15 protein-coding genes, 1 tRNA gene and 1 pseudogene are annotated in these 16785 nt (G+C 70.2%); 6 read left to right on the forward strand and 11 right to left on the reverse strand.

Going from position 1 to position 16785, the window contains the following annotated elements; genetic code table 11:
* Positions 1 to 53: 53 nt before the first annotated feature.
* Positions 54 to 1370, reverse strand: a complete 1317-nt coding sequence (locus ACHFIV_RS30435; RefSeq protein ID WP_398975705.1) for an MFS transporter — start codon at positions 1368 to 1370, stop codon at positions 54 to 56.
* A gap of 112 nt (positions 1371 to 1482) precedes the next feature.
* Here ACHFIV_RS30435 and ACHFIV_RS30440 point away from each other — a divergent pair, with 112 nt between their 5' ends.
* Entirely contained in the window at positions 1483 to 2382 is a 900-nt protein-coding gene (locus tag ACHFIV_RS30440; protein WP_398975707.1) for a phytanoyl-CoA dioxygenase family protein, read from the forward strand.
* A 56-nt stretch (positions 2383 to 2438) separates the two neighbouring features.
* On the opposite strand, the gene ACHFIV_RS30445 is transcribed toward ACHFIV_RS30440, so the two are convergent.
* From ACHFIV_RS30445 to ACHFIV_RS30475, 7 genes are read right to left on the reverse strand one after another with little or no spacing between them, the layout of a single operon-like run.
* Entirely contained in the window at positions 2439 to 3557 is a 1119-nt protein-coding gene (locus ACHFIV_RS30445) for a hypothetical protein (RefSeq protein WP_398975709.1), read from the reverse strand.
* A gap of 48 nt (positions 3558 to 3605) precedes the next feature.
* Positions 3606 to 4781 (reverse strand): GNAT family N-acetyltransferase, encoded by a 1176-nt coding sequence (locus tag ACHFIV_RS30450; RefSeq protein WP_398975710.1) that lies wholly within the window; start codon positions 4779 to 4781, stop codon positions 3606 to 3608.
* Positions 4782 to 4831: 50 nt separating this feature from the next.
* The gene (locus ACHFIV_RS30455; protein WP_398975712.1) at positions 4832 to 5383 is read right to left on the reverse strand and encodes a hypothetical protein; all 552 of its coding nucleotides are present in this window, start codon (positions 5381 to 5383) and stop codon (positions 4832 to 4834) included.
* Positions 5380 to 6192, reverse strand: coding sequence for an HAD family hydrolase (locus ACHFIV_RS30460; RefSeq protein WP_398975714.1), 813 nt, complete (start codon positions 6190 to 6192; stop codon positions 5380 to 5382). Before ACHFIV_RS30460 ends, ACHFIV_RS30455 begins: the two co-directional genes overlap by 4 nt.
* Positions 6189 to 6911 (reverse strand): hypothetical protein, encoded by a 723-nt coding sequence (locus ACHFIV_RS30465; RefSeq protein WP_398975716.1) that lies wholly within the window; start codon positions 6909 to 6911, stop codon positions 6189 to 6191. The genes ACHFIV_RS30460 and ACHFIV_RS30465 overlap by 4 nt, the downstream gene beginning before the upstream one ends.
* Positions 6908 to 8740, reverse strand: a complete 1833-nt coding sequence (locus tag ACHFIV_RS30470) for a B12-binding domain-containing radical SAM protein (RefSeq protein ID WP_398975717.1) — start codon at positions 8738 to 8740, stop codon at positions 6908 to 6910. Before ACHFIV_RS30470 ends, ACHFIV_RS30465 begins: the two co-directional genes overlap by 4 nt.
* Positions 8741 to 8787: 47 nt before the next feature.
* Positions 8788 to 9780 (reverse strand): thymidylate synthase, encoded by a 993-nt coding sequence (locus ACHFIV_RS30475; RefSeq protein ID WP_398975719.1) that lies wholly within the window; start codon positions 9778 to 9780, stop codon positions 8788 to 8790.
* Positions 9781 to 10139: 359 nt separating this feature from the next.
* Between ACHFIV_RS30475 and ACHFIV_RS30480 the strand changes: the two genes are divergently transcribed.
* The 5 genes and pseudogenes from ACHFIV_RS30480 to ACHFIV_RS30500 all read left to right on the forward strand — a co-directional run.
* The gene (locus ACHFIV_RS30480; RefSeq protein ID WP_398975721.1) at positions 10140 to 10880 is read left to right on the forward strand and encodes a hypothetical protein; all 741 of its coding nucleotides are present in this window, start codon (positions 10140 to 10142) and stop codon (positions 10878 to 10880) included.
* Complete coding sequence (locus tag ACHFIV_RS30485; protein ID WP_398975723.1) at positions 10877 to 11662, forward strand: energy-coupling factor transporter transmembrane component T family protein; 786 nt, start codon at positions 10877 to 10879, stop codon at positions 11660 to 11662. Before ACHFIV_RS30480 ends, ACHFIV_RS30485 begins: the two co-directional genes overlap by 4 nt.
* Positions 11659 to 12528: an energy-coupling factor ABC transporter ATP-binding protein gene (locus tag ACHFIV_RS30490; protein ID WP_398975725.1), complete on the forward strand. Its 870-nt coding sequence runs from the start codon at positions 11659 to 11661 to the stop codon at positions 12526 to 12528. The genes ACHFIV_RS30485 and ACHFIV_RS30490 overlap by 4 nt, the downstream gene beginning before the upstream one ends.
* Positions 12525 to 13358, forward strand: coding sequence for an energy-coupling factor ABC transporter ATP-binding protein (locus ACHFIV_RS30495; protein ID WP_398975727.1), 834 nt, complete (start codon positions 12525 to 12527; stop codon positions 13356 to 13358). The genes ACHFIV_RS30490 and ACHFIV_RS30495 overlap by 4 nt, the downstream gene beginning before the upstream one ends.
* 123 nt (positions 13359 to 13481) lie before the next feature.
* A pseudogene (locus tag ACHFIV_RS30500) lies at positions 13482 to 13701 on the forward strand (hypothetical protein); the annotation flags it as partial.
* 11 nt (positions 13702 to 13712) lie between these two features.
* Here the strand turns inward: ACHFIV_RS30500 and ACHFIV_RS30505 are convergent.
* The 3 genes from ACHFIV_RS30505 to ACHFIV_RS30515 form a co-directional block, all read right to left on the reverse strand.
* Positions 13713 to 13786 (reverse strand) — tRNA-Thr (locus tag ACHFIV_RS30505).
* A gap of 98 nt (positions 13787 to 13884) precedes the next feature.
* Positions 13885 to 15414, reverse strand: a complete 1530-nt coding sequence (locus ACHFIV_RS30510) for an alpha/beta hydrolase (RefSeq protein WP_398975729.1) — start codon at positions 15412 to 15414, stop codon at positions 13885 to 13887.
* A 123-nt stretch (positions 15415 to 15537) separates the two neighbouring features.
* The gene (locus ACHFIV_RS30515; RefSeq protein ID WP_398975730.1) at positions 15538 to 16743 is read right to left on the reverse strand and encodes a DNA polymerase III subunit delta'; all 1206 of its coding nucleotides are present in this window, start codon (positions 16741 to 16743) and stop codon (positions 15538 to 15540) included.
* Positions 16744 to 16785 lie beyond the last annotated feature (42 nt).

Here is a 16785-nt window from a genome sequence, read left to right on the forward strand (position 1 = left end):
CTTTCTGCCTCTGGGGAACGCGATGCGGGGTGATCGGGGTGGTGCCAGGCCGGTCAGGGGGCGGGGGTCTGCTCGTCGACGGTCTCCCCGGACCCCGGCCGCACGCCCAGCGCGCGCGCCTGTTGGAGGGTGGTGGCGGAACGAAGCGGCGAGAACATCAGCCAGAACGAGACGCACAGGTACGAGACCCCGACGACCCAGATGGCGCGGCCGGCCCCCAGGGCATCCGAGAGGGCCCCGCCGGCGAACGCGCCGACCGGCAGCGTCCCCAGGGCCACCAGCCGGTAGCTCGCGGTGACCGCGCCCAACTGGTGCTCGGGCGGGATGGCTTGCCGGAGGCTCACCGCGAAGACGTTGAAGAGTGCCACCCCGAAGCCGTTCACGACGAAGGCGAGGGCGAGGAGGGCCACCAGGACGACGGCACCGAGGTCGGGGACGACCACGAGCGGGACGAGGAGGAGACCGGCGGCGGCGAGGACCACACCGCCGGTCAGGGTACGGCCCACGGTCGTCCGGGCGCCGATGCGCGCGGCCACCAGCGAGCCGGCCAGCGCGCCGACGCTGCCGACGCCGATGACCAGACCGATCGCCGTGCCGCTGAGGCCCAGCTCACGGGCGGCGAAGATCAGGAAGACGGTGAGGAAGCACTGCTCGTGCAGGTTGGACAGGCCCGCCTGCGTGCAGAGGTCGCGAAGGGGACGCAGGGACCAGGTGTACCGCAGCCCTGATGCGATCGTGTGCAGCGCCGACTGCCGCGGTACGCCGGGCGCCTTGACGTCACGCAGCAGTGCTCCGCCGAGAGTGGCTCCGACGAAGAAGGCCGCGGCGACGGCGAAGGTGGGGGAGAGCCCCGTCTTGCCGACGAGGAAGCCGGCTACCGAGGGACCGGCGAGCTGGCTGACGGAGTAGGTGGCCTGGTGCAGTCCGTTGGCCGAGGGGATGGAGTCCACGGAGACGATCTTGGGGATGGTGGACTGGTAGGCGACCTCGTAGAAGACGGTCGCGGTGCCGACGACCGCGGCAGCGGCCACCACATGGGTGATCGTCAGCCCCTGGGTGGCCTGCGCGACGCCGAGGAGCGCCAGCACGGCGCCGCGGGCCACGCTGGTGATCACCAGCGTGCGGCGGGGCGGGTGGCGGTCGACCACCACCCCGGCGACCAGCGACAGCAGGACGATCGGGATGAACTGCACGGCGGAGATGAGGCCCACCTCGGTGCCGCTGGCGTGCAGGGCGGTCACCGCGACCAGAGGCAACAGGAAATTGGTCAGCTGGGTCCCGAAATGGGCGGCCGACTCCCCCACCCATACATTACGGAAATCCCTGTTCCCCTTGAGGAGAACCCGGACTTCCTCGTCCAGAATCGCCATCCCGTCCCCCGATCGAACCAGTTGGGAAATGAACCTAGCACACGCCCCATCCGTTCGCTAGGGTGTGCTCAGACCCGACGATCCGACAGAGGTTCGGAGAGATGAGGATGTGATGTCGGAGTATTCGGTACTGACGGAAGAAGAATTGCGGCTACTACCGTCGGACGAGGATGTCCTGCGCTATGAGGAAAGTGGCTGGTACCTTTCGCAGAAGCTGCTCGACGACGCGGAGACCGAGGCCCTGACTCAGGCCAGCGAACGCTTCTATGCAGGTCAACGCGACCGCGAGTTGCCGACCCGACCGGATCGACTGGCCGACTGGTCCCCCGCCGACGGCGAGATCCAGCGCAACAACGACTACATCCATTACCGGGATGAAACCATTGCCGGAATTCTCCGCAAACCCGTGGTGGCCGCCGTGGCCGCGCGCCTTGCGAGAACCCCCGAGATACGCACTTTCATGGCGACTCTCATTTACAAGCCGGCAGCCCCCGAAGAAATGTCGAACATCGTCTCCTGGCATTTCGACAAATACTTCTGGCCCACCTGTTCGTCCGACAATATGCTGACCGCCTTCATCCCTTTCCATGACTGCACGGAGGAGACCGGCACCATCACGATGGTGCCGGGAAGCCACCGGTGGAAGCGGCGTCACGGCGCCGAGCGGCCGAACGGTGACCCGGCGGACGTGGCCCGCGAATACCTGCTGGAAGGGGACGCGGAGCGCAACGGCGCGAGCGTCGAGCGGGTCCCCGTGCACATCCCCCGGGGCCACATGACCTTCCACCACTGCCTGCTCTACCACGGCAGTGGCCCGAACCGCAGTCCTGAGCCCCGGCGGGCGATCTCGTTCCACCTCCAGGACGGCACCAACGCCTACCAGCACTACCGGAACTCCGAAGGCCGCCAGCAGCCCTACAAGCACGACGCCCTGGTGCGGCGGACCCCGGCCGGGGAGCCGGACTACGCCGACCCGGACTTCTGCCCCACTCTCTGGCCCGCCCGCGGGTGAGACCGTGCCGCGGGGTGCCGCTGTCCTTCGGCGCCCCGCGGTGACCGCCGCGGGTGTCAGAGCGGGGTGACCCGGCTCAGCTCCCACTCCTCGTCGTCCATCCCGCCGCCCGCCTCGGCCCGCACCGAGTCGGCCATGGCCTGGTCGGCGGCGGCGTCGCGGGTCAGGCCGGCGCCCCGGACCAGCGGCAGAGGCAGCACCGCCGCCCATACGGGGTGGAGCCGGGCCCCGCGCCTGACCTTGGCCTCGACTGCCGACAGGCCGAGGTGGAGGGCGTTGAGCCCGTGCCGCTCCATGTGGCGCAGCGGTCCGTAGTAGACGGCGTTGAAGTACTCGTACGCGTCCTTGGTCCGGGTGTAGTCGAAGCCGGCCACCCGGGCGTACAGCATCTCCCGCCAGGCGAAGGCGATGTGCCCGCCGACCAGGCCGCCCTCCGCGTCGACGACGCGGAACACCGTGCTGAGGCCGTCCAGATGATCGGCCTGGGCCTGGAGGAACGTCCGGATCTCCGCCAGGTCCAGGGAGGCGTCGTAGCGGTCCATGGTCTGGCCGATCAGTGGGGCGAGTTCGTCCACGCACGCCGACAGGGGCGCCGTCTCCAGCCGCAGCCCGGCCCGGTCGAACTTGCGCACCTCGTAGTCGCGCTTGCGGACGTTCCGTCCGAGCAGCCGCCGGTACGACTCGAAGGTGCCTTCCTCGTTGTGGACCACGGCCTCGGCGCTGCGCAGCTGGGCGCGGACCGGGAACAGACCGGCGAGCAGCCGCAGACTGTCGGTGGTGAGGAAGTCGAAGAGGAGGGCGTCGCGGCCGAGGCCGGCGGCGTGGTCCGCGAGCCCCTCGACCAACTCGGCCAGGGCGGAGCGCCGTTCGGACTCGTCCCCGGCGAGCAGGAACTCGTTGTGGTATCCGGTGCGGGTTCCCACGCGCAGGACCTCGCGGTCGGCGGCGACCGGCGGGAGAGGCGGGGCGTACTCGGCCGGGAAGTCGTAGGACGGGGTGGCGGCGAGCAGTCCGCTCCCCGACGACACCACGGTGTAGATGGCGGCGGCGAAGTCGGGGCGCTCCTGCCCGGCGAGCCAGCCGTGGCTCTGGTAGAAGCAGGAGACGGGCGCCAGGGAGTCCCAGGCGGCGCGGTCGATCTCGCCGATCGACGCCAGGTGCCTGGTCTCAGTCACGGCCGGGCCTCCTCCCGCTCGATCCGGTCCTCGGGGCGGTGCGCCTGTTCACAGCAGCCATTCCTTCGTGTCGAGCCCACCGACGACATGCCGCGCGTACGCGTCCCCGAATGCCTCGGTCTCCTGCCGGTTGCGTTCCCGTACGACGTCGGGATCGGCCTTGAGCGGCTGGTCCACGCCCACGAGCACCGTGTACAGGGGGACCGGCTGGGCGCCCCGGGTCAGCTTCGCCTCGAAAGTCCCCTGGCCGAGGTGGATGGCGCTGGTGGACCGCCCCGTCCCCTGGTCGATCGGGTGGTAGAAGACCAGGTTGAAGTAGTCCGCCTTGTTGGCGAAGTCGTAGTCGAAGCCCGCCACTCGGGCGTAGAGCATGTCCTGGTGGTGGTACCGCAGGGCGAAGCCGACGGGGCTGTCGCCTTCCTCGGCCAGCAGCAGGGTGCTGCGGTCGCCCAGGTGCCGTCCCTGCCGGCCGTAGACCTCCGCCGCCCGCTCGACCCCGTAGTCGTGGCCGTGCTTGCGCATGAGGGCGCTGTTGAGCGGAGCTATGCGGTCGACGACCTCGGGCAGAGCCACCTCCCGGATGGTGCGCCCGCTGTCACGGAAGGTGCGGACCTCGCGCCGGGCGCGGGGGCGCCGCTTGGCGGGGAGCCAGGCGTAGTAGTCGTCCAGGCCGTCCCAGAGACCGATCGGGAGCACCGTCTCCACGTCGTGGAAGAGGGCTACGGCCCCCTCGTGCTCGTGGGCGCGGGCGAGGTCGAGCGCGTCCTCACGGGGGAGGTAGTAGTAGGCGAGGACGGATGCCTCGGCCTCCTTGGCGAACTTCAGGGCCTCGACGGCCAGCGCCTCGACAGCCCCCGTTCGCTGCTGGGGTGCGGCGTCCGGGTGGTGGACGACCTGGCCGCGGAACTCCGACCAGCCCGCGCCGATCGCCAGCGGGCGTGAGGCGACAGCGGCGTGGCGCTCTTCGCCGACGAGGCCGGCGAGCAGATCGGCGGGCGTGTAGAGCGCGTGGGGAGGCCTGGTGAACGTGTAGGTCTCCAGACCGGCCACCGCGGTGCCCTCGGTGCCGTGGGCCGTGATGCGGCGGGCCCGCGCGCCCTGGGGCAGCTCCTCCTCCCGCACGCTCTGGAAGCCCGTGGTCGAGTAGAGGGTGGACCCGGAGGTGAGGGCCTCCCAGTCGGCGGCGGGCAGCGCGCCGACCGTGTCGTAGGTGCGGACATCCATGGGTGACTCCCGACGTTGACAAGAGGGTTGTTCCGTCGGCCTGAAGCGGATCACCGGGCGATCCGGCCGACAAGGTTCCGTACATCGCCGCCGCGGAACCGGATGAGGCGCACGCCGGTTCCCGACAGGCGTGCGAACAGGTCGAGGTTGGCCTGCCGCTGTTCCGCCCGCACCTTCAGGGCGTACCAGAGGATCGACCGGGGGCCGACGACCGTCCACAGGGTCTCCCGGGTGCCGCCCCACAGCTCCTCCCGGCTGATCCAGCGGCGCAGTGTGCGGCGCAGCAGCCGGGGCCAGGCGACGCGCAGCGGCGGGTCGACCCAGACCACGCAGTCGGCGGTGTGCGCGTAGGCCGCGACGGCGGCGGGGAACTGGCCGTCGACCACCCAGCGCGGGGCCTCCAACGCCTTCTGGATCTCCGCGAGGAACCTGTCCTCCGGCACCGGCGTCCAGCCCGGTCCCCAGAACAGGGCGTCCAGGCGGACCGGAGGCGCGCCTGGCTCCGCAAGCAGCCCGGCGAGGGTCGACTTGCCGCAGCCCGGCCCGCCGACTATCCACACTTTCCCCGCCGGCGGGCCGCCGGGAGGGTTCACTTCGTTCACAGGAGGTTCCTCTCCAGCCACTTGGCCACCCCGTCCTCGTCGTGATTATCCGTCAGTTCCGTTGCCGAAGACCGTACGTCAGAGGCGGCGTTGGCCATCGCCACGCCTGTGGCGGCCGCGCTGAGGAGGGCCATGTCGTTGGGCGCGTCACCGAAGGCGACGACGGCGCTCCAGTCGAGACCCCGGCCGGCGAGGAGCCAGGAGACGGCGGACCGCTTGTCGGCCCCGGGCGCCGAGACCTCGACGAGGCCCGCGTCCGAAGAGGTCCAGGTGAGCCCCGCGGGGGCGAGGAAGGCAGGCGAGGGAGGGCAGGGGCGCCGGGACATCAGGCACAGGACCTCCTCGCCGTACGGCACCTCCGCGACCCGGGGCGCCCCCGCGCCGCCACTGCTGAGGATGTCCGGCCAGCCGGGCCCGAGCAGCCGCCCGGAGGGGCGGTCCACCGCCCACGGAGCCGGTCCGAGCAGGGCCAGCGCCTCGCGCACCCGGGCCGGGTCCATGGCTCGGACCCGCCGCGGCCGGGGGTCGTCCAGGCAGCCGGTGACGGCTCCGTTGGAGGAGACGAGGGACGCGCCCAGTCCGCGCAGGGGCTCCAGCACCCGCCGGGCCGACCAGTCGGGCCGTGCGGTGGCGAGCACCAGATGTACGCCGTCGGCCACGGCGGCGGTGAGAGCCCGGCGGGTCCGTTCGCCGACCTCACGGTCCGCGTCCAGCAGTGTGCCGTCCAGGTCCGAGACCACGACTGCGGGGCGGGTGCCCCCAGGAAGATGGGGGCGCCCGCCGGTGCGTGCGGTGTCGGTGGAGGTCACGGGGACGGTTCAGGGGTGGTGCGCAGCGGCATGCGGTGCGTGATGGCGGCGGCGTACCGGTGGTAGTGCCACTGCTCGTAGCCGAGGTGGCTCTCGCCGCGGATGCCGAGGTCGGCGTTCTCGAAGAGGTGCCAGCCGGGCCGGTCGACCATACGGTCCATCTCCTCCCGGGGCGGGTAGTAGCCGCACTGGCGCTCCTCGTCGTTGAGCCCGATCAGGTACTCGCCGAAGAAGATGCCGCCCGGGGCGACCATGTCCATCGCATGGTGGATGAGCGCTTCCATCGTGTGGGCCCGGTTGGGGGGCATCGACCAGAGGCCGCTGCCCATCACCAGCTGGAAGTCTCCCGAGGCGGGGAGGGTCATGTAGTCCTGCTCGACGATGGTGCAGGCCTCGGTGAGGCCCTCCGCCGACAGCCTCTGCCGCAGTCCCACGACTTCGTGGTGGCCGTCGACGAGGTCGAACTCGCCGCCGTTCAGGAAGAGCGCGTCGGTCTCCACCCCGACGACCTCCCAGCCGGCGCGCAGCAGGGGGAGGGCGAACTTGCCGTCCGAGGCACCGAGCACGCAGGCCCTCGGGCGGACCCGGCGGGCGTACTCGCCCAGCGGGATGTAGCGGGCGAGCGCGGGGAAGTACGAGTAGTACGGCCCCCAGTAGCTCTGTGCGTCGACGTCCAGCACATGGCCTTCCAAGACATTCCCTTCGGTGGTGTGCGTCATGCGCCGATGGAGGCCACCGACTCGGCGGCGCTGTTGCGGGTACTGCCCCATCGTTTGGCCGAGGCCTCGTGGATGAACCAGATGTCGTCCTCGTCCAGGAGCCGGGAGACCACCTCCGGGTAGGCCTCCTCGAAGTACGTGTAGGGCGGCCGGTTGTCCTTCCGCGAGTGGTAGTCGAGCCGGTCCTGCCCGTGCTCCGCGGTGATGGCGGTCCCGGGGTGGTAGGTGAGGATGTTCGGGCTGGCCATGATGAGCAGCCCGTCGTCGATGAGGCGGCCGATCTCCTCGATCGTCTCCTCGATGGTCCCCCGGTCCTCGCCGTCGAGTCCGAAGAGGACGGAACTGCCGACGCGGATCCCGTGGGACCTGATGGTGCTCAGGGCTTCGCGCACCTTGCTCACCCATGCCTCGGGGTTGCGCCGCAGCAGGTTCTTGCCGACGTTCCGCATGACCTGCTGGGCCATGCTCTCGATGCCGATGTAGATGTAGGTGCAGCCGTTCTCCCTCATGAGGTCGAGGGCCGCACCGACCTCGTCCGCCTTGGCGCGGTTGAGGACGACGTCCACGGTGAGCTGAGCGCCCCACTCGAACGACCGGAGCTCCGGCCTGCTGTCCTGGAGGCGCGCCAGGTCGTGGCAGAAGTCGGTGATCGCCTTCCAGTTGCCGCCCCAGAAGACCGGATCGTCGAAGAAGGCCGCCTCAGCCCCCCAGTCGGCCAGCTGGCCGATGCGCCGTGCGACGTGCTCGGTCTCGGACACCGCGAAGCGCGTGGGCCGCTGCGACACCTGGATGCTCTCGGAGCAGAAGGTGCACTTGAACGGGCAGGCGTCCAGCGTCATCACGTGCGCGGTCCGGCTGCCCAGGGGCGAACTCCCCGCGCGGGTGAAGATCCCGAACCGGGCCCGTACGGAGAACGCTTCGTAGGGTGAGGGGAGTTGCACCGCGTTCACGCGCTCTCCCCGTACCGGGACGAGCACGGCTTCATCCGCCGTGAGGCCGACGATACTGCCGACGCCCTTCGTCGTCCCGTCGTGGCCGGCGACGAGCGGGAGCGCGTCGAGGACCTCCTCCACGGGGGTGGGGCCGAAGCCGGGGGTGGCGACGAGTCCGACCACGCGTAGCAGCAGGTCCAGCAGGGGGGCTCCGTCCCCCGCCACCACGAAGTCGACCACGGGCCGGGCGCGGCCGTCGCGGATGACTTCCACGGTACTGCTCCAGGAGAGGTCAGCCGTGCCGCTGGCGTGCTGGTAGCGGACGGTCTCGTCGGCGTGCCTCCCCCCGAGGACCACCAAGCAGTGCGGTGCGTGTTCCCTGGCCAGTTCGGCCATCTCCAGCGCGTAGCGGTGGCCGGCCGACACCGAGCTGAGCAGCAGCACCTTGGGGCGCAGCGCCAAGAGTTCGGTGATGAAGGCCTGACGGGCCACGTCGTCCCAGATGCGCGGATCGAAGACGTGGCCGTCGGTGGTGGGGCTGTCCGCGATGAGTACGGAGCGGGGGCCGTCCTCGGCGCGGCGGTAGGCGGCGTCCGGGTAGCGCCCCCAGTCGGGGACGACGTCGTCCAGCGACGGCTGCGGGGCGAGCCCGCGTTCCAGGCGGGTGACGGAGCGTTCGACGGTGAGCGAGAGTGCCGAGTAGAGGCACATGGGATCGCCGGGGTAGGCGACCTCTCCGCCGCGGCTGGTGGCGACGGGGACCAGAGCGGCCATGACCGGAAAGAGGTAGTGGTCCGCGCCGGAGGTGCCGCCGGCCCGCTCGAAGAGTTCACGCCGGCGGCTGAGACGGCCGGCCAGGACCGACGGGTCGGGTGGGGCCGGACATCGTTCTTCCAAGGGCGGACGAAGCGTCAATATCACGGAGAGCCCTGCGCTTCCTGCGATCAGATCGCGGAGATCAGACCGGCCACGGCGGGCTCGGCCGCCCTGCTGGTCACCAGGGAGGTGGTGTCCCCGAGTTTGCGGTAGGCGTGGGTGGCCAGGCAGGCCCGGGCGACGTCCGCGTAGTCGGTGGCGGCCGGGGCCCCGGCGATCTTGTCCACGGTGGCGGTGTCCTGCGCCTGGGCGGCCAGACGCAGCCGGGATTCGAGGTCGACGAGTTCCCGCGCCGCCTCGCGGGCGCCGTCCGGGGTGGTGGGGAAGGCCGGCAGGGAGGCCGGGACGACCGGGTCGCCGACGATCTTCCGGGCGAGCGCGCTCTCGTTGTCGTAGAAGTGGAAGGTGCCGGACTGGTGGATGTACCGGCCCGCGGGTACCCCGAGCAGACCGGCGGCGTACTGCTGCATGCCCATGAAGAGGAAGGCGTCGTAGGGCAGGACGGTCAGCGCCTGCTGGGCACGCATCACGGTGAGCCAGATGAGGGCCCCGTCCCGCAGGAAGAGGTGGACTCCCACGGCGCAGGGGTACTCCCGCGACTGGCGGAAGTTGTCCTGCGGCTCCAGGACCAGGGCGAAGGCCCGGCGGTGGGCGGGGTCGCGCTCGATGCGGCCCACGACCTCCTCCAGCTGGTTGCCGTTGGCCGTGACCAGCCGGTGGCCGAAGGCTCCGCTGAGGGTGTGCTGGTCGTCCGAGTACTCGTGGGCGCCCCGGCGGTAGTACGCGGGCGTCTCCACGTCGTTGCGCCCGTCGAGCGACCAGGCGAGGAGCCCGAAGCAGTACGCGAGGTTCACCGGCAGGTGCGGGGTGACGGCGAGACAGGAGGTGGGGTCCTCGACCGTGCTGCGGTGGGCGATCAGCTCGCGGTAAGGGCGGTCGTTGCGACCGAAGTCCGAGGCCTTCGAGAGCGGATCGCGGACGGAGGCGACGTCGAGCCCCTCATCCAAAACGGCCTGGAGACCGGAAGTATAAGAATTGGCAAATGAATGGAAAACGTCCATGTCGCATTCCCCCTAATGGTGAGAGCCGCGCGAGGGCAGCGCGAAATTTCACCTCGCACAGTTCGGACAAAGCATCGTGGCCTCTTGATCACTTGCCCGATCGATCCCACACCAGCCGTTCATCGTTGTCAACCAGCTCTGGTAGACAGCCTTTTGACATCGTCGTGACCTGGCAGGCGCCGAAATCGGCAGATTCGTTTACGCCATTGACATCCACGGGAGAGACACTGCTAGTGTGCGCGCTTGAATTTCCCGTAGCTACCTCACTGTCGGGGGAATGAGGTCAAACAGTGCCTGATTTCAGCCGTTTCACACGGTCATGGCTGGATGAACGATGGCGTATCGGGTGGGGCACCGGCGTGGTGCTCTTGACCTACGCCGGGCTCATCGCCGTCCGCCCCGCCTCGGAGCACGGGGTGGGTGGCCCGATCGCGCTGCTGGCTCTGGTGGGTTACACGCTCGGTGCTCTGCTGATCGTCTCCGGCGCCGTGGCACGGCTGCCCGCCACCACCGTGGCCCTGCTGCCCGTGGCCATCACGGTGAACATCGTGATGGGCAAGGTCGTCTATTTCAGCGGCCTCCCCCTGCAACTCGACTCCATCGGGACCGTGCTGGTGGGAGTGATCGCGGGACCTGCCGCGGGTGCCGCGACCGGGGCACTCGCCAGCGTCATCGTCGGCATGACGATCACGCCCGGCGCCCTGCCGTACGCCGTGACGGCGGCCATGATCGGCTTCACCGCCGGCATGCTGGCACGTTCGGGACTGTTCCGACGGCTGCCCACCGCGGTGCTCGCCGGTGGCTTGATCGGGGTGGTCGCGGGAGTCGTCTCCGCCCCCATCACCGCCTTCGTCTTCGGCAACGCGAGCGGATCAGTGGGCCAGTCCGCGCTGATCGCGACCTTCCAGGCGTTCGGTAACGGGATGCTCAAGGCCGCCACGCTGCAAGGACTTGTGGCGGACCCCCTCGACAAGGCGCTGACGGTGGTACTCGCGATGGCCATCCTCAAAGGGCTGCCACCAGGCTTCCTGCACCGCTTCCCCTTCGCCCGCGACCGGCATGTCCTGGCGCCCCGGCCCGACCTGGTGAGGGCGGGATGAGCGCCGTGCATGCCAGCCCTCACACAACGGGTAATTCACTTGTCCACCGGCTCAGCCCGCTGACCAAACTGACCTTCGCCGTCACCGTGACCGTCTGCGCTTTCGCCGTGGTGGATTACCGGTGGCCCCTACTTCTGTTCTGCGCTCTGCTCCTTCCGGCTGCGATCTACGCAAAAGTGTTGCGCCGTTTCGTGCTCATGCTCGCCACGTTCTGGGTTCCGGTGGCCGCAGTTCTCTTCGTGGTCCAAGGTTTCTTCTTCCCCGAAGCACATGACGTCATCGCCCGATTCGGCCCGTTGGAACTCAAGAGCGAGGGGGTCGACTACGCCCTCCTGACGGCACTGCACATCCTGGTGCTGATGAGCGGATTCTTCCTGCTGCTCCTCACCACGCACGCCGCGACCCTCATGAGCGCACTGGGCGAGCGCAATGTGTCGCCGAGTCTCATCTACATCGTGTCGGCGGCACTGCAGATCGTGCCGGCACTCAGCCGGCGCGCCACGCGCATCCTCCACGCCCAGCAGGCACGCGGCCAGGTGATCCGCGGACTGCGCGGACGGGTGCGTGCCCTGGTGCCCCTGGTGGGCCCGCTGATTCTCGGCGCCTTCACCGACGTGGGTGAGCGCGCCGCCGCCATGGAGACCCGGGGCTTCGGCGCCACCCGGCGCCCTACGAGCCTCATCACGGTTCCTGACAGCGCGGTGCAGCGGAGCGCGCGCGCCGCAATGATGCTTTGTGCCGTGGTCGCGGTCACCGTGAACGTGTGGGGAGTAATGCGTTGATCGAAGTCAAGGGTTTCTCCTTCACCTATCCGACCGACTCCCGGCCGGCCCTCCACGACATCGGATTCGAAGTCGGGCCGCACGAACTCTGCGCCGTCGTCGGCGGAAGCGGCGCGGGCAAGAGCACCCTGGCCGGCGTGGTGAGCGGCACCATTCCCCATCTCACCGGGGGTTCGGCAGAAGGGCTGGTCCAGGTCAACGGCCGGGATCTCGCCGACACCTCGCTGTCCGGGCTGGTGGGCGAGGTCGGGCTGGTCATGCAGAATCCGTTCAACCAGATATCCGGTGCCCGCTTCTCCGTACGCGAGGAAATCGCCTTCGGCCTGGAGAACATGGGGGTGCCCCGGGACGAGATGGCGGCCCGGGTCGACACCGTCCTGCAGGACCTCGGGCTCACCAAGGTGCGCGACCGGTCACCGTACGAGCTCTCGGGCGGACAGCAGCAACTGCTGGCCATCGGATCCGTCATGGTCATGCGTCCGGCCGTCATGGTCCTCGACGAACCGACCTCGCAGCTGGACGCGGCCGGCAGCGCTCTGGTCTTCGAAGCGCTCGGCACCCTCAGGGAGCAGGGCGTCACCATCCTGCTGATCGAACACCGGATGGAGCGCCTGGCCCGCGCCGCCGACCATGTCCTCGTCCTCGACGGAGGCACGATCGTGGCGAAGGGCTCACCCGGCGAGGTGCTGGCGGACGAGCGGCTGGAGGAATGGGGGGTCGCCCCACTGCGCTACACCGTGGCCGCGCGCCGTGCCGCGTCCCGGGGACTCTGGCCGGACGCCAGGCCGCTGCCGGTCACGCTCGACGCCGCCGCCGAGGGGTTCGGCGCGACGGTGGCCCACTTCGACCGAGGAGACCGGCGATGATCGTGCGGATCGATTCCCTGACCTTCCGCTACCCCAACGGGACCACGGCGCTGGACGAGGTGTCCTTCTCCGTCGCGGCCGGTGAGCGGGTGGCGATCGTCGGTTCCAACGGCGCGGGCAAGAGCACCCTCGCCCGTCACCTCGTCGGCATCGAACGCCCGGCCTCGGGAACCATCGAGATCGCCGGGCGGCGGGCCGACGGGCTCAGCATCGCCGAACTCGCCCGCACCGTGGGGTTCGTGTTCCAGAACCCGGACGACCAGCTCCACGCGGCAAGCATCACCAAGGAGGTGGAGTTCGGCCCGCGCAACCTCCGCTTCCCCGCCGCGCGCCGCAAGGAGCTGGTCGAGTCCGCCCTGCGGAGGACGGGACTGGCGCAGTCGCGCGACGCCCACCCCCACCACCTGTCTCTCGGCGAACGCAAACGGGTCGCCCTGGCCGCGGTCCTGGCCATGGACACCCCGGTCGTCGTCCTCGACGAGCCGACGACCGGACAGGACCACGCCTCGGTGGTCCTGTTGGGGAAGCTGGTCGACGATCTCGGCGCCGACGGCCGGACCGTCCTCGCCATCACGCACGACATGGACTTCTGCGCCGAGCACTTCGACCGGGTGATCCTTCTGGAGGACGGCCGGATCTCCTGGGACGGCCCGGTCGACCGCTGGCTGGCGCAGGCCGCGGACACGGCCGGCCAGGCATTCGAACTGCCCCAGATGACCCGGCTCGGACGCCGCCTGGGATGGGAGGGATCGGTGTCGACCGTGACGGGCTTCCTGGAACACCTCGCCCCCGGGGCCGGCCCCGCACCGGTTGTGTCCACCGCTCCCTGACACGACGCGCCCCGGGCCATCGCGTCCGGCCCCTCTCCTTGGACCGGGCGCGCCGCTGTCGTCCTCTCCCGAAGTGCGGCGGCGCTGACCTACCGAGGACGACACTTCGTGGGAGATCCTTCGCACACCCGGATCAGTCAGACCCGGCGGTACGTGAAGGGGCGGTCACACCTGCCGAAGGACGCCGGGCGGCGCATGGGCGAGTTCTTCGTCCCCGCGCCGTCGAAGCCGGATCCTGGCCGAGACCGGAACCGAGATCACCGAGACCCGGACAGCACGCGCCCGGCGGCGTCGCCGCATCCGACAAAAGCAAAAGCCCCAGGTCACGGCGAGTGAGTCCTGAGGCTTCCACAGAGCCGCCTTCGGGATTCGAACCCGAGACCTACGCATTACGAGTGCGTTGCTCTGGCCAACTGAGCTAAGGCGGCACGCTCTGTCGCACCATGGTGCGGTCAGCAGCGACGCCAAGTCTACACAGTTTCCAGGGGTGCTTCGCACCACCCGCCCGCACGGCCGTATCCGCAGGTCACGTGCACTTCTTGCCGTCCTTGGGCGGGGTGCCGTCCAGCAGATACGTGTTGATCGCCGTGTCGACGCAGTCGCTGCCCCGGCCGTACGCCGTGTGCCCGTCACCCTCGTAGGTGAGGAGGGTGCCGGAGGAGAGCTGGTCCGCGAGGGACTCGGCCCACTTGTACGGCGTCGCGGGGTCGCGGGTGGTGCCGACCACGACGATCGGGGCGGCTCCCTTCGCCTCGGTGCGGTGCGGGGCGCCTGTGGGAGCCACGGGCCAGGAGCCGCAGTTCAGCGCTGCCCAGGCGAAACCCCGGCCGAAGACCGGGGAGGCCTTCTCGAACTCGGGCAGTGCCTTCTCCGCCGCACCGGGGCCGGTGAAGGCCGGGGCCAGGTCGAGGCAGTTCACAGCGGCGTTGGCGAACATCAGATTGGCGTACTCGCCGCTCGGCTCACGCTCGTAGTAGTTGTCGGCCAGGGAGAGGAGGCCGGACCCGTCACCCTGCTGCGCGCCTGCCAGAGCCTCGCGGAGCTGGGGCCAGGCCGCCTCGTCGTACATCGCCATGACCACACCCGTGGTCGCCAGGGACTCGGTCAGCTGCCGCTTCTCGCCGGTCGGCACGGGCTCGGAGTCCAGGTCGGCGAAGAGCTTCTTCAGGGCGGTCGCCGCGTCGGCCGTCGACGTGGTGCCGAGCGGGCACTCCGCCTGCTTCACACAGTCCGCCGCGAAGGCCTGGAAGGCTCCCTCGAAGCCCGCGGTCTGATCGCGGTTGATGTCGATCGCGGGGAGCGAGGGGTCCATCGCCCCGTCCAGCACCAGACGGCCCACCCGGGAGGGGAACAGTTCGGCGTAGGTGGCGCCGAGGAAGGTGCCGTACGAGGCACCGACGTAGTGCAGTCTTTCGTCTCCGAGCAGGGAGCGCAGGATGTCCATGTCGCGCGCCGTCTCGACCGTGGAGACGTGCGGGAGGATCTTGCCGGACCGCTTCTGGCAGCCCTCGGCGAACTTCTTGAACGACTTGCTCAGCCGGGCGACCTCGCCCTCGTCGTCCGGGGTCTGGTCCACCTGCGTGTAGGCGTCCATCTCCTTGCCGGAGAGGCACTCGACCGGCTCGCTCCGGGCGACCCCGCGTGGGTCGACGGACACCACGTCGTACCGGGCGCGGACGGGAGCGGGGTACCCGATGCCCGCGTAACCCTGCAGGTAGTCGACGGCCGAGCCCCCGGGGCCGCCGGGATTCACCAGGAGGGAGCCGATCCGCTTCCCCGGCCCGGTGGCCTTCTTGCGGGAGACGGCCAGCTTGACGTCTCCGTCGTCCGGCTCCCCGTAGTCCAGCGGGGCCTTCATCGTGGTGCACTGGAAACCCTCGACACCGCAGTCCCGCCAGCGCAGCTTCTGCCCGTAGTACGGCTTCAGCTCCTCCGCCACGGCCGAACCCGTCGCCGACGCACTCGGCGTCGAACCCCCGCTGCTGCAGCCGGAGACGAGAAGGCCGGCCGTGCCGAGCGCGGTGGCGAAGATACGGAGCAGGCGCCTGGAGTCCATCCCGGGAGCCTAGCCGCCGTAGGACGACTCAATCGATTCCCTGCCCATACGGGTGAATTCACTCAGCCGCATGGACCGTCCGGAACGGGCGGGACCACGGGTCGTGCGGGCTGACGCCGGGCGTCAGCCCGCCCGGAGCGCCACCGCCATCGCCTCCACGGCGAGCAGGGGCGCGACGTTGCGGTCGAGGGCACGGCGGCAGGCGATCACCGCCTCGATCCGGCGCAGGGTCCGTTCCGGGGTCGACGACTCGGCGATCCGGTCCAGGGCGTCCCGTACGTCGGTGTTGGCGAGGGCGATCCGGGAGCCGAGCTGGAGGGCCAGCACGTCACGGTAGAAACCGGTGAGCTCACTCAGCGCGAGATCGAGGCTGTCGCGCTGGGTACGCGTCCTGCGGCGCTTCTGCCTGTCCTCCAGCTCCTTCATCGCGCCCGCCGTGCCGCGGGGCATCCGGCCCCCGGCCACACCCCCGAGCGCGGCCTTCAGGTCTTCCGTCTCCTTGACGTCGACCTCCTCGGCGAGCTGCCTGGCGTCGTCGGTGGCCGTGTCGATCAGCTCCTGGGCCGCCTTGAGACAGCCTCCGACGTCGTGGACGCGCAACGGCAGCTTGAGCACCGCGGCGCGGCGGGCGCGCGCCCGCTCGTCCGTGGCCAGACGGCGCGCCCGGCCGATGTGCCCCTGAGTGGCGCGTGCGGCGGCCGCAGCCCGATCGGGGTCGATGCCGTCGCGCCTGATCAGCACGTCGGCCACCGCGTCCACGGGAGGCGTGCGCAGCGTGAGGTGCCGGCAGCGGGAGCGGATGGTGGGCAGCACGTCTTCCAGGGAAGGAGCGCAGAGCAGCCACACCGTGCGGGGCGCGGGCTCCTCCACCGCCTTCAGCAGGACGTTCCCCGCCCCCTCCGTGAGACGGTCCGCGTCCTCCATGACGATGACCTGCCAGCGGCCGACGGCGGGGGACAACTGAGCCCGTCGGACGAGCTCACGGGTCTCCTTCACACCGATGGAGAGCAGGTCCGTGCGGATCACCTCGACGTCGGCGTGGGTGCCGATCAGCGCCGTGTGGCAGCCGTCGCAGAAGCCGCAGCCCGGGGCCCCGCCGAGGGCCCGGTCGGGGCTGGTGCACTGGAGCGCCGCGGCGAAGGCGCGGGCGGCCGTGGACCGGCCGGAGCCCGGCGGACCGGTGAACAGCCAGGCATGGGTCATCTTCGAGCCCGAGGGGACCGGCTCCCCCGCGGAATTGGCCGTGACCAGCGCATCCGCGTCCCGGGCGGCGGCACCGAGCTGCTCCTGCACCCGGTCCTGTCCGACCAGGTCGTCCCAAACGGTCATGGTCACCGCCCTTCCGGTGGCGTGCTGCGGAACGCCGGGATC

Source organism: Streptomyces sp. ALB3, from assembly GCF_044385685.1.
GTDB lineage: Bacteria > Actinomycetota > Actinomycetes > Streptomycetales > Streptomycetaceae > Streptomyces.